The organism is Photorhabdus khanii NC19, from assembly GCF_000517265.1.
GTDB classification, from domain to species: Bacteria; Pseudomonadota; Gammaproteobacteria; order Enterobacterales; family Enterobacteriaceae; genus Photorhabdus; species Photorhabdus khanii.
In genome coordinates this window covers 15,309-28,283 of the sequence record NZ_AYSJ01000008.1, presented here as the reverse complement: position 1 = coordinate 28,283, position 12,975 = coordinate 15,309, and the positions used below count along the sequence as shown (strand labels likewise).

The 12,975-nt window shown below is 47.7% G+C and carries 13 protein-coding genes; 8 read left to right on the top strand and 5 right to left on the bottom strand.

The features are described 5' to 3' along the window. Nucleotides 1–133 precede the first annotated feature (133 nt). The 4 genes from PTE_RS08355 (at nt 134) to PTE_RS08340 (ending at nt 7,843) form a co-directional block, all read left to right on the top strand. Entirely contained in the window at nt 134–1,645 is a 1,512-nt protein-coding gene (locus PTE_RS08355; RefSeq protein ID WP_036845026.1) for a UvrD-helicase domain-containing protein, read from the top strand. 134 nt (nt 1,646–1,779) lie between these two features. Beyond that, a complete protein-coding gene (gene traF, locus PTE_RS08350) occupies nt 1,780–2,778 on the top strand; it encodes a conjugal transfer protein TraF (RefSeq protein ID WP_036845184.1) in 999 nt (332 codons plus the stop codon). Nucleotide 2,779: 1 nt separating this feature from the next. Then, complete coding sequence (locus PTE_RS08345) at nt 2,780–4,213, top strand: conjugal transfer protein TraH (protein ID WP_036845025.1); 1,434 nt, start codon at nt 2,780–2,782, stop codon at nt 4,211–4,213. 12 nt (nt 4,214–4,225) lie between these two features. Beyond that, entirely contained in the window at nt 4,226–7,843 is a 3,618-nt protein-coding gene (locus tag PTE_RS08340; protein WP_036845024.1) for a conjugal transfer protein TraG N-terminal domain-containing protein, read from the top strand. A 35-nt stretch (nt 7,844–7,878) separates the two neighbouring features. On the opposite strand, the gene PTE_RS08335 is transcribed toward PTE_RS08340, so the two are convergent. Then, nucleotides 7,879–8,241 (bottom strand): hypothetical protein, encoded by a 363-nt coding sequence (locus PTE_RS08335; protein WP_036845023.1) that lies wholly within the window; start codon nt 8,239–8,241, stop codon nt 7,879–7,881. A gap of 182 nt (nt 8,242–8,423) precedes the next feature. After that, nucleotides 8,424–8,642, bottom strand: coding sequence for a hypothetical protein (locus PTE_RS08330; protein WP_036845022.1), 219 nt, complete (start codon nt 8,640–8,642; stop codon nt 8,424–8,426). 324 nt (nt 8,643–8,966) lie between these two features. Here PTE_RS08330 and PTE_RS08325 point away from each other — a divergent pair, with 324 nt between their 5' ends. The 4 genes from PTE_RS08325 to PTE_RS08310 are packed head-to-tail and all read left to right on the top strand — an operon-like array spanning nt 8,967 to nt 10,939. Then, a complete protein-coding gene (locus PTE_RS08325) occupies nt 8,967–9,239 on the top strand; it encodes a helix-turn-helix domain-containing protein (protein WP_023043913.1) in 273 nt (90 codons plus the stop codon). Continuing rightward, entirely contained in the window at nt 9,239–9,772 is a 534-nt protein-coding gene (locus PTE_RS08320; RefSeq protein ID WP_036845021.1) for a transglycosylase SLT domain-containing protein, read from the top strand. Before PTE_RS08325 ends, PTE_RS08320 begins: the two co-directional genes overlap by 1 nt. Next, nucleotides 9,762–10,391 carry a transcriptional regulator gene (locus tag PTE_RS08315; protein WP_422615326.1) on the top strand — a complete coding sequence of 210 codons (630 nt, stop codon included), beginning with the start codon at nt 9,762–9,764 and terminating at the stop codon, nt 10,389–10,391. The genes PTE_RS08320 and PTE_RS08315 overlap by 11 nt, the downstream gene beginning before the upstream one ends. Beyond that, a complete protein-coding gene (locus PTE_RS08310; RefSeq protein WP_036845018.1) occupies nt 10,388–10,939 on the top strand; it encodes a FlhC family transcriptional regulator in 552 nt (183 codons plus the stop codon). Before PTE_RS08315 ends, PTE_RS08310 begins: the two co-directional genes overlap by 4 nt. Before the next feature lie 59 nt (nt 10,940–10,998). Here PTE_RS08310 and PTE_RS08305 read toward each other — a convergent pair whose 3' ends face one another. From PTE_RS08305 to PTE_RS08295, 3 genes are read right to left on the bottom strand one after another with little or no spacing between them, the layout of a single operon-like run. Further along, nucleotides 10,999–11,418 (bottom strand): H-NS family histone-like protein, encoded by a 420-nt coding sequence (locus PTE_RS08305; RefSeq protein ID WP_036845017.1) that lies wholly within the window; start codon nt 11,416–11,418, stop codon nt 10,999–11,001. A gap of 1 nt (nt 11,419) precedes the next feature. Beyond that, the gene (locus PTE_RS08300; RefSeq protein ID WP_013141657.1) at nt 11,420–11,713 is read right to left on the bottom strand and encodes a hypothetical protein; all 294 of its coding nucleotides are present in this window, start codon (nt 11,711–11,713) and stop codon (nt 11,420–11,422) included. 16 nt (nt 11,714–11,729) lie between these two features. Then, nucleotides 11,730–12,713: a ParM/StbA family protein gene (locus PTE_RS08295; RefSeq protein ID WP_036845016.1), complete on the bottom strand. Its 984-nt coding sequence runs from the start codon at nt 12,711–12,713 to the stop codon at nt 11,730–11,732. Between the last annotated feature and the right edge of the window lie 262 nt (nt 12,714–12,975).

Genomic DNA, 12,975 nt, shown 5'->3' with positions numbered 1-12,975 from the left:
GTAAGGCCCCAGACTGGTGGACAGATCTGGATTGTGAAGTATCACTCCCCCGAGAAGAAAAGCGGGTCAGTACCTTCATCTCGACACAAAGGAAACGCATCACTTTTCAGATGTGTTTGGCGTAGGAGGTTTCATGAAGCAACTACCTCCTGATACACCCGAACAATCACTGATCACTCAGTATAAAGGGCCTCGACTTGTCGTTAAGGCTTACGCTGGTACGGGTAAAACAACTACGTTGGTCAAATATGCCCACAACAACCTCAATTCCCGAATCCTCTACTTGGCATACAACCGAGCCATCCGCGACGAGGCCAGAGAGAAGTTTCCTGCAAACGTGGACTGCAAAACATCCCATCAGCTTGCATACGCCACTATTGGAAGAAGCTATCAGCATAAACTCACCGGCAACCTAAGACTTACCGATATAGCGCAAGCGGTAAATACGAAAAACTGGACCTTTGCCAAAGACATTATTGACACGCTCAACGCCTTCATGTGCAGCGCTGACACGCGGATTCTTTATACTCATTTTGCTCGTGCTGACACTGGCAAGTTGCTTACATCCAAACAGGAGAGATACCAAATACAAGTGATTGAGGGTGCTGAGCTTATATGGAAGCGCATGACCAACGCCCAAGATCCGTTCCCTACTGTCCACGACTGCTACCTCAAGCAGTATCAGCTAGGTATGCCAAATCTTTCTCGCCGGTACACGACTATTCTTTTTGACGAAGCTCAGGACGCAAACCCTGTCACAAGCAGTATCGTTTTGCAGCAGAACTGCAAGGTAATATTGGTTGGAGACCGCCACCAGCAGATCTATAGGTTCAGAGGAGCAAACAACGCTCTTGATAGCAAAGAACTTATGAACGCCGATCAACTCTATCTCACTCATAGCTTCCGCTTTGGTCCCAACGTGTCGCTTGTGGCAAACGCCCTTCTTGAACTCAAAGGTGAGACTCGCCCTGTCATTGGCCGGGGGCCAGCAGATCAGGTGGTTATGTTTTTACCAGGCGATGTGGGCCATCGAGCAATACTTCACCGAACCGTAATGGGTGTCATTGAAACGGCTCTATCTGCTACCGAAGCAGGTTCACAAGTTTTCTGGGTGGGTGGAATTGACGCTTACCAGATTAACGAGCTCCAGGACTTGTATTGGTTCTCGATGGCTGAACCTGAACGGGTCAAAAACAAGAAACTGCTTGATGAATATGAGGACTACTTTGAGTATCAAGAAGTAGCCAAAGCGACAAAAGACCCCGAGATGATGAGAGCTGTCAAAATCATCAACAGCTACGATGAAATACCTGAGCGACTCACTGTTCTTCGACGAAATACAGTCAAAGAAGAGTTTGGTGCCGATATTACGGTTTCGACTGCCCATCGCTGCAAAGGGCTTGAATGGGACTTTGTTCAGCTCTATGACGACTTTCCTGATGTCCTTGATCCTGAACTCGACCCTATGGCTCGTGATGACGAAATAAACCTGCTCTACGTCGCCTCAACCAGAGCGATGCGTATCCTCGCCTTGAACAGCGCTGTAGAGATGGTTATCCGCTACATTACCCAAAAGCGCTTAGTCGAGAAGCAGATAAAGATGGCTGCTGAGGCCAAAGAAGTTGAAGAGGACACGACCAAATAGTTTGGTCAATTCTTTCACATGTGAAAGTTGACAAATAAAACGCTCTAAGCGCCCTAAATGGGCGCTTACACCTGCCTAATTTCACGCCTCCCACCTCTACCATAACGAACATGGGAAAATACGTGCGTGAGACTATGAAAAAATCACCTTTGAACTTACTGCTCCTAGCATCGCTCACGCTGGGGGCATCACACCAGGCTTGGGCTCAAGATGGCACTAGCTCAGGTTTTTATGAGCGAAAAGAAGAGGGTTGGTTCTGGTACAAAGAAGAGCCAAAAGAACCAGAGAAGAAACCCGAAAAACCTAAACCGAAGCCAGCGCCGACGAAGCCTACCGCTCCACAGCCGAGCGGTCCAGAAATGTTCTCGGCAAAATGGTTCCGAGAGAACTTACCCAAGTACAAAGATCTAGCTTGGAACGACCCGACTGTTGAAAACGTCAGGACGTTCCTCTACTTGCAGCGATTTGCAATAGACCGCTCAGAGCAGTTTTCCGATGCAACAGAGCTTGCTGTTGTGGGTGATCCCTTTTTGGATGAGATAACCAGACGCCCAGCGGCCACGTTTGCTTCACAGCAGGTGGACCGAGATGCTGGCAACGCCAAAAATATGCTGCTCAAAAGTGTTGCCGACCGTGTGGGGATATTCTTCTTCTACAAGTCAGACGACGACTACAGCGAATTACAAGCTCCGCTCATCAAAATGCTTGAACAAGGAGAAGGCTTCTCGATTATCCCCGTGTCTATGGATGGTAAACCTCTCCCCAGCGGAATCTTTCCTCATTACAAAACCGATGAAGGCCATGCCAAACAACTTGGCATCGTAACTTTCCCTGCTGTTTACCTAGCGTCTCCGGATGGTCAATTCGCCCCGATAGGACAAGGACCAATGTCACTTCCTGAGCTGAACCACCGGATTTTGGTCGCAGCTAAACGCAACGGCTGGGTATCAGACGAAGAGTTCAACCGTACTCGTCCGGTACTCAACCTAGAAAACAACATAGCCGAACGCTTGGCCTCACCAGAGTTGGGGTCTGACCTCAAACAGCTATCACAAGCGAGCGGAGACAAAGACAACTTCGTACCACCGGAACAACTAATGAAGTACATCCGGGACAAATTACAGGAGAACTAAAATGGTCACGCACAAGACATTAAAAAGGAGCCTGATTGCCCTAAGTGTGGCGGCCAGTCTCTTTATTGCTCCAACAGGAGCTATGGCATCTAACGGCCTACAATCTCAGATGGACAAGCTGTTCAATGAAATGAGTAATACAACACCGCCTGGTGTTTATGAAAGCCAGCGGCGCGGTGTGTTAGCTGGTGGTCGATTCACTGCCAAGACTCGTATCTTTGACGAGAACTTGGTGAGTTTTGCACCTCCATCATGGAAAGCAGGTTGTGGTGGTGTGGACCTATTCGGTGGGTCACTTTCATTTATTAATGCCGATCAAATCGTCCAGCTCCTTCGCGCTGTCGCAGCAAATGCCAAAGGTTATGCCTTCCAGCTTGCGCTGGATAACGTTTTCCCTGATGGAGCTAAATGGATAGAGAACTTCCAAAAGAAGGTGCAAGCACTCAACCAACATCTAGGAAATTCCTGCCAACTAGCGCAAGGGATCGTAAACGACCTAACCAGCAGTATGGACGTTAAGCACAAAACCGATGCTTCTATCACCGCCACAACTTCCGGCTTGTATGAAGACTTTTTCGGGTCCAAACAGGAAACCAGCGGTAAGAGTCCTCTGGAAGAACTAAAAGCCAACAAGCCTGATGAATACAACAAGATGATTGGCAACATTGTTTGGAAGCAACTAAAGGGCAACAACGCAAACACCTGGTTCCAGTACGGGGATAACACTCTGCTTGAAGCGATCATGTCTTTAACTGGCACGGTAATCATTGGTGATCTCGTCAACGACCCTAACTCAACCGGAACTGGCGCAAAAACTACGCCTCTGACGACTCTACCTGGCAACAAGATTACCCTTTCAGACCTGATTTCTGGTGGCTCTGTTGAGATCTACTCTTGTGATAGCGATACGACCAATTGTTTGAGTGCTGGAACCTCCAATAAAACGGTCGCTCTCAAAGGAATTAAGAACCAGATCACGGATATGCTGCTAGGAACCAGCTCCACTCCGGGAGTTATCTACAAATACGCAACTAACTCAGGAACCTTGACTGACCCGGAAAAAGCCTTTGTATCTAATCTCCCTGGTGGCATAGGCACCATTGTCCGCAACTTGTCTGTCCTTTCGCAAGACGGAGCTAACCTTTTCGCCACGGAGTCATCTGGAGCAATTGCCCTGGCAATGATGTATAGCTTTTCGGAAGAGTTTTTCCGTGCCGCTCGCATTGCAATGGCAAACAGCAACTCACCCTATAAAAAAGAGGCTCTAGATCTTCTCTCTCAATCACAACAGCAAATCCGTGGCGAGTACACAATCCTTTCCTCTCAGTATGGCGACCTAGCGAGCCAAATTGAGAAATATAACAACCTACTGGACAACATCCGCAAGCAGAAATACATGCTGGCAACTTTGTCCAATCCTCCTAGCACAAACTAAGGGGCAATAGGAATGGGAGCTTTTTCAATCTACTCTATTGGTGACTCTGCTTTTCTGGAGCAAATCCTGATTGCAGTATCAATGATCACCGGAACTGGAGACTTCGAGAAAATGGTCAGTATCGGCCTGCTTCTTGGTGTCTTAATGATCTGTATTCAGTCTGTCTTCCAAGGTGCAAAGCAAATAAACTTTCAGCAGGTTCTGGTTGGCTGGATTCTGTATGCTTGCTTCTTCGGACCGACCACAACAGTGACTATCGAAGACGCTTACACTGGGCAAGTTCGGGTCGTAGCCAATGTACCTATTGGTGTAGGTTTTGCTGGTGGCGTCATATCCAACGTGGGATACACCATCACCAATTTGTTTGAAACCGGGTATGGCGTGATCGTCCCTAATGTTACGGAAAGCCATTTCTCCGAAACACTGAAACTGCTTAACGACGTCAGAAGGCGAGCCTATGACACTGGGGTGTTCACCGCTCTTAACTCTGCAAATGGCGGAGGCTACGTTGACGTGAGACGCTCCTGGAACAACTACATCAGGGAATGTACGTTGACTAAAGTCGATCTCAACCTCATGTCACTTGATGAGTTAATGAACCGTTCTACTGATTCTGCTTTACGTTTCAACTCGCAGCTCTACGGTACTCGCTTGTATTTATCTACGTCAGACCCAGATGGGGCAGATTACACCTGTACAGACGGATGGGTGGCAATTAGCTCTGCCACCGCTAACCTGAGCAGTCCAGTTGTTGTTGATGCCCTGAACAGCTTGCTTGGCATAGACACTTCAACCGGCGATAACGCACTGACGAAGCTGACTGATTCTCTTCAAGCTATGGGAGCCACCACTACATCATCAATCGACTACCTGAAAGCAGCCGTTCTGGAACCTCTCTATTACGAAGCCGCAGCAGGTCGTTATCAGGATCTCCAGGACTACGGTTCTGCTTTGATGGTCAACCAAGCGATCCAGCAACGTAACACTCAATGGGCCGCAGAACAGTCTATGTTTATGACCGTCGTTCGCCCAATGCTGACGTTTTTCGAGGGTTTTATCTACGCTATCACCCCGATAATTGCCTTTATCATTGTGATGGGCAGCTTTGGGCTCCAGTTGGCTGGTAAATATGTTCAAACCATCCTTTGGATTCAGCTCTGGATGCCGGTTCTCTCGATTATCAACCTCTTTGTTCACACCGCCGCGTCAAACGAGATGTCTAGCCTCAGCGCTTCTGGCCTCAATTCTATGTACGCACTATCTTCGACCGGGGATGTGTTGCAACACTGGATAGCAACAGGCGGGATGCTTGCAGCGGCCACCCCAGTAATTTCACTGTTTATCGTCACAGGTAGTACCTATGCCTTCACCAGCTTAGCATCAAGAATTAGTGGTTCTGACCATGTTGATGAGAAGATGCAAACACCAGATCTCCTCAAGCAAGGTCCGGTCATGCAGAGTCAGCCAGCTTACAATCACAATCAGTTCAGTGGCGCGATGGCGAACGGCGCAGAAAGCATGATCAGCACCTTCTCTCTTGGTTCCACGTTGGCCTCAGGAGTTAGTTCCGCTCAGGCGTTGCAAAGTCAGAAATCAGAGGCATTCCAGAGCACCTTAGGGCGAGGTTTTTCTGATGGAGTGAGCCAGGATCAAGCATATTCGAGACTGTCCAATGTAGGGCGCAATGTATCTTCGCAAAACACAGCTCAGAGCCAGCTCGTCAACCAGCAAGCCAAGAACTTTATGGATAAGTTCCAGGTGGACGATACTCACTCCGATGCTGTAAAGGGTGCGTTTGCCATGCAGGCTATGGGCACTCTCGATGTTGACGAAGCGGCGTCCATGCTTATGCCTATGGTGGGCAAAGCGAGAGCAGCGATGAAGGCTGCTGCTGGAGTTAAATCTAGTAGTACAGCTCTTGTTCCCGCCGGAGGTGAAGGTCAGTCTGGTGGTGGCGGTAGTGATCTCCTTGACATCAAAGCACAAGCAAAGGGATCAACAGAGTCCTCCGCTCAAGACTCTTCAAGCTGGTCTGCAAGTGATGTGTCTCAGTTCATGAAAGGTGTTAGCTATTCGCAGACCGATAGCCAAGCGTTGACGAATCAATTAGCACAGGGTTTCAGTCGCTCTGGTAGCGAATCATTTAAGCAAACATGGGGGGATAACCTTTCACAGAATCTGTCCAAGTCGGCTTCTGAGTTGGTTTCTGCATCAGATACCTTCACGACAATGAGCCAGCTCCAGAATCAAATGGGGTCCATGACTAACACCGACTTTAAAACTCTCGGTGGTGCTGTCGCGCAAACTCCAGCGGCTATGAATCAACTGAACGACTACTTCCGTAATGCTGCACCACAGTCTGTTAAAGACGAGGCTTCCTCACTACAACAGAGATACCAGTCTTACGGAATGTCCCCTCAAGTGGCTCAAGCAGCAGCGCGAATGACTGCAATGACCAACTCTAAAAACTACGAACCTGGTAAGGAGCTTGGCGGGTATCAAGCAGCACTACAGGCTATTAATACCGCATCAGGTCGCAACGGAGCGTTTAATGGCGATGCTTACGGAAATAACGGCATTGAAGGTCCTAATGTTCAAGGACTGCCTGCCCAGGTTCAAGGAGCAGTTGGCAGTGGCCCCAACTTACAACCGGGATTTCGTGAGAATGTGGCGGGTATGGCAGGAACCAATCCTGCGTCAGAAGCCAGCCAGTTACCAACAAACAGTCCACTTGTTCAAAATGACAATGCAATCGGCTCAGCAGCTCTTAACAATAAAGCACAGCAAACTGAGCGTGATGTGTCAGCTCCTGAATTGAAAAAATCTCAGGACAACCTTATGAACTCGCTTCCAGAAATGTCCAAGAGCGCATCTACATGGGGCGCGTGGGATAACTCATCTGATTGGATAGGCCGCAGAGCTGAGCAAGCTGGTGGAGCTCTAATTGCAGGGAGTCAGGCTGGCGCAGATGCTTTTTCTAAAGCAATGGACCAAATGAGAACGATGACGCCTGAACAGCGAGATCAGTTCATTGCAGCGACTCAACGGGGAGATGAAGCGGTAAAAAAAGAGTTTGGCTGGGCCGGTGATGCTTTGGTTGGGATGGCTAAACTTGGCCGCAACGTCATGGGAGCTGCGGCCAGCGGCTATGATTCAGCCAAAGAATGGTTAACAGGTAAATCCGACCTGTCAGAAGCGGCCAAAGGAATGAGCATCGAGGAACGAGGAGCGTTCTATGCAGCCGCTCTTGCCTCAGCCTCAGAAGCAGGTGGTGGAGCGGCTCAGCAGTTTATGAACCAGTACGGTGATGAGTTTAAAGAGACAATGCAGTCTATTGCTCAAAGTCGATACGGGCTGACGGAATCCCAAGCTGCTGTTTATGCTGAATCCTTTGATACCAACCAAGGGCGCATGGATCAAGCTGTTCAAAACCTGAAAATGGAATACGCAGAACGCAACCCAGATGGCTCACCAATGATGCAAGGTGGTCAACCTGTTCTTTCTCAGCAGAACGAAGAATTTACAGACAAGTTGGTAAACGTATTGCAGAACTCGACAGACGCCGGGGATCGTTCAGGAAGCTATCTGACCGCCATCAGGGGCTACAACATAGCAAACCAGCGGTTCTAAAACACAAGCAAACAATAAGGGGGTCATCGGCCCCCTTATTCGTCTCCAGTTCCAATATGATACTTCTGATCAAAGTCATAGGAATCTTGAAAACCACCAGCATGTTTCTTTTTACGTCGAGTAGGCGGAGCCTCTTTATAAGCTGACCGAGCAGATCGGACTAACCATGTCATTCCAAACAGGGCTCCAACCGCTAAAGCAACTTGCCACTGGAAGTAGGCGATACCCCCCCAAAAAACCACAGCAGCCCAAAGGCTTTTGTGAATAAAAAATAGGAACCGAGCCCCCCAAACTGCAAAAGGAGCCAATGCCACACCAAGCCCCCAAGGGGTATCAGTCATCATAGCTATTCCAAGAAGAACCATTCCCAACAGCAGAATATTGATCACATGCTTCATACCAACTCCCTCACTCAATCTTTAAATCAAGTTTACCACAGCATCAAAAAATGCAACTGTGAAAATTTGACTATTTTTTGCTAAAAAGCATTTCATCAAAAAATTGTATGATTAAAATGCGCTCCGAAACTTTCACATGTGAAAGTCAGACCTTACGGAACAAGGCGTTTGTTGACAAACCATTACATAGTTGAACATGTCAAACAGATCGCATAAACTATGGTATAGGCCATTGCTAACGCTTTGGTCCCCATCTGCAACATCGCAGAGTCTTTATTTCCAAATATCTCATTTTGTAAACTCCAAGCTAGATCATCCTCGTGTGGTCGGGGCGCTCCTTTGCCTTCCCTGCCCTCCTCAGCTCCTGCTGTATTCGCAATTTCAGCCCTCGCTGTATCCATAAAATCACTTATACCAAAACGCTATTAAATATCCCAAAATATCGCACCTCCCGTGCGCTATTTCCGTCATTCCATTGGCGCACTTTCTAATACTATTTCAAAATAACTCGTATCCTATTGATTACTAATAATATTGTAACTTTGTACTGTCGGTAAAAATTTAAGTATATGTTTTTAAAGGTTTTATATTGTTGACAGCATCATTATTTGGGCTTATAAAGGGCGCAAAATATGTCAGTTTGTGACAATAGAGAAACTCTAAAAGCGTTCATTAAATAACGCACTTTTTATATTGGTAATAACGCAGTTTAAGGGGTGGCAACAATGGACAAATGCCAAGTAATAGACATCCCAATCGACCCGGAGAAAAAACGCGAATGGATCAAGTACAAATTAAAGATCCAGGGGCTTTCTCTGGCCGCATTGGGTAGAAAACACAAAACTTCTCGGCAGGTGGTGTCTACAGCACTCTACAAGCCCAGCCCACGTTGGGAGCACGAGATAGCGACAGCTTTGGGCATGAAGCCGTCTGAGATTTGGCCGGAGCGGTATGACGAAGAACACGAAATACCCATTAAACATAAGGAAGCAAGCTGATGAAGAACAAAGCCAAAGTATTGGTTCTTTCTGCGGCTCTCTTGTCGTCAACAGCAAATGCTATTGACCTGAGTGGGACGATCTTCGACAAAGCGGCGAAAGCACATAACCTTGATCCTCTTCTGGTGTATTCGGTCGCATTGGCCGAATCTGCCTTTGGACGAGGTAACGGCGCTATAAGTCCTTGGCCTTGGACGCTCCGCGTTCCGGGGCTTCCTTTCTATGCCAAGTCGGAAGATCAGGCCAAGGCGAAGCTGGCTGAATTTCAGCAACAGTATGGACGGGCAATTGATGTTGGGTTCATGCAAGTGAACATCCGTTGGAATGGTCACAGAGTATCTTCACCAGCAGAACTTCTTAACCCGGAAACCAACGTAATGGTTGGTGCAGAAGTGCTTTCAGAAGCCATTCAGTCATCTCCAAATGATTTGGAGCTTGGTATTGGCCGCTATCATGCCTGGGAAGACGAAATCCGTGCCAGAAACTACGGTAGTCGAGTCTTGGCTATCTATCGCAACCTTCGTGATTTGTGAGGGGGGCGAAATGTTAGAACTAGACATTATTGGGGCTTGGGATGCTAAAGCGGTCAACCTCGATCAAGAAAAAGCAGACAGAAACGTCTACGAATTCGATCTTACACTTTGGAATCTGCTTTGCTCTCTGGCAAAAGAACGTCCAGAGGACGCGGCCTCACAATTTGCTTTGGGCATTGGCACAGTACAAAAATTATCACTGGCGACATCTTCCCAATTAGAAGCGCTTGCCTCTGGCGTACTGATTTCTTTCAAGCTAGAAACAGCAGAACAGAACATCTTAACGCGACTATCAGGAGACTATGATCCGGTTGTTTTCATCAATCATAGCGTCGATGAGTTTGATGCGGCCTATTGGTTGCTATTTAACCGCGTTGCTTCGAGAGACCCGGAGATGGCTAAAGAGGTTTTCGGTGTATCGAGAGAGCTTGCGGAGCTGGTGGCAAAGGCAACAGATAGTCAGTTGCGTCATATGTCTGGAACAACAGTAACGCATTTCACACTGCGTTTCGCTCCCAGCATCATCGAAGAAATCCTTGATGATAGTCGGGATGAAGTAACACACCCAGTATTGAAAAAACTGCAACAGTCTCTACAGGGACGTGGGAGGTGGAGATGAACATTGGCAGCTCTGGTACATTGGGTCGGTGGGTTACAGCTAGACACATGGCCCTCGCCGGATACATCACAAAAATTATCATGATCGAGACAGGGTTGACCTATAAGCAGGTCCGACGGCTTTATCAAGATTTGGAGAGAGATGGATACACTCTGGAGCGAAAGTCCAGAACGTTCAGAGGTGGTGCAACACTTATCCATAGCCACACGTCTAAGATACAGGCATCACTTTTGATGCAGCTCTATTTCAACATTGGTGGGGAAGCAGTGTTACGCTCAGTGAACATAAAAGCCCTAAATAAGGCGTTCAGAATGTATCACGCTATTCGCAAAGAAGTGCTAGGAATGAAAGGTGCTCGATGGGCTCCGTTTGATATTACCGACGCTTGGTGTCTTGCTTCTGAGTTACGAAGTGGGGACGCAATGCTGGAGGAATGCGATAATTGCAAATGCACGTACTTCACTTCTGTCAATCAAAGAACCTGCGTTGAGTGTCCGTTCTGCAAGGAACAAGGAAGGCATGGTGGTGGGGAGAAAGAGTGTGCTTGAGTAGCCTATGACATTTTCAACTAAAAGATGAGCGCCTCAACTTTGCGGCGCTCATTTTTTTACTTTTTCTGCGGTATACGAAAGCGTTCTAGCTCAACATGCCCCAACCCCTTAAAAGCATCAGGGCGACGCCCTTGACCGCTCCAGGATACACCGTCTTTTGAATATTTTGCATTATCAGGTTCTGATTTGCTTGTGTACATCTCGTTGAGAAGATTGATGTCCACTCCGCATGATTCCATGTCACTCATTATTCGCTCGGCCTGAGCTCGCTTTTCTTTTTCTTCTTCTTCTCGCTTTTTGTACTCTTCCTCCAGTTCATTAAGAACACCTTTCATCCTGTCAATGATCTCCCGAACTTCATCCAGCGGGAGCCCTCGTAATAGAGTGCGTATCCGGCTTTTTCGCTTTAACTCTGCGATTATTAATTCTCTACGCTCAGCCGCTGATAGCGTAGAGAATTCCTCGTTGTCTTTCATGTTATACGGAGCCCATCAGTTTTCCTTTAAGTTGATCACGCTTGGAGTCCAGTTTATCGTCAACCTGCAACTGTTCAGGTTGAGACTTAGCAATTTGATGCTCTGAACTCGGTTGCCCAAAAGACCCAATGTTGCCAGAAAAACGAAGAGAATAAAGCCCCAATAGAGCAAGAGCGCGCAGCCGATCACTACGCGCCTTGTGCTGCATCTGGGACAGCTCACGATATAATTCCGGAAATCCTTGCTCCGAAATATTCAGATTAGATATTTTCCCATCCCATTTGCTACCAGCCACTACGACCTCCTATCTATTAGCCGCAGTACCAGAAGCCCCTGGCATTGGATGCCACGGATTCTTTGGGCAGTACGATCCTACTCTTAGGAAAAAGCTCCTTGGCTGCATCCTGGTATGCTTCGGCACCACCACCAGCCAGCAGAACAACGTCAGCATCCATTCCGTCTTCCCGCATTGACTTACGCATAGGGACTAATGCGTTTTGAGCTACTTTGGCTGACGCCTTCTTAAAGTAATCTTTGATCGATACCTTTTCACCATAGAGAAAAATTTCAGTCTTACCGGCGCGAATTGCTTTTTCGATCTTTTCTATGCCAGGCGCACCACCGTGGTCTTCCTGGATGAGTCGATTCGTTTCTTGTAGCAACATCGACATGGCCTTTAGGCTGGTGCCAGATGAGTGATAACGAACTTCACCCTCTTCAAGCGCAACCCAGTCAACAGAGAAAAATCCGGGGTCAATAACAACAGTTTTCCCTCCCTGAATAATTTCGAGTAGGTCATCATCCTTTGTTGAGCTGACAATATCCATGTAAGCACCGGCAGGTTGAGGCACAACCACGACAGACTTAACCGTTACCGTTCGTTTAGGTGTAATCTGGTGCTCACCCTCCAGCCGAGCTTTCAATGCCTCTCTGAGTTCCGCTTCCATGTACTGACTTACTGGAAGACCTGTCACCAGCACATCAATTTCCTTCTGTTCCGACATCAGAAGTGCAGCGTAAAAAAGAGCCTTATACGGTTTCGTTGAGGGGTAGTCACCGTGAAGCTCACGCTCCCAACCTTGCAGACGGTCAGGTTCAACACCAGCAACCCACTTCTCCCCATCAATCACAACCTGAATGCAGGTCCCAGCGCCACCAGTTAACTGCTGTGGCATCAGTTCCAGTGGACCAGCGCCAACAGGCATAACAACAGTACGAGCTTCTTCACCTTTATGACCCATAGCCATTTTCAGATTGGAGTAGCCAATATCCAACCCCATAACAAACTGATTCATTAAATCCTCCAAAGATTGCTTTTCGATTGTTTTCCTCTTGTTGGAGAGAGAATACAGCCTGTTCCCAGCCCGTATAGCCTCTGTAATTGCCCAAAAGGGGCGTTTAGGTTGCTTTTGGGTGGCTTTGTGGTTTGAGAACCTGCAATACATGTGGGTATGCTGCACGGATAGATAAATTTATGACAACAGAGCCCCACCACATACCAAGCTCTCCTTTACCAGCCTCCATAATGGTCTCGCAATAATTTGGAATCCTATGCCA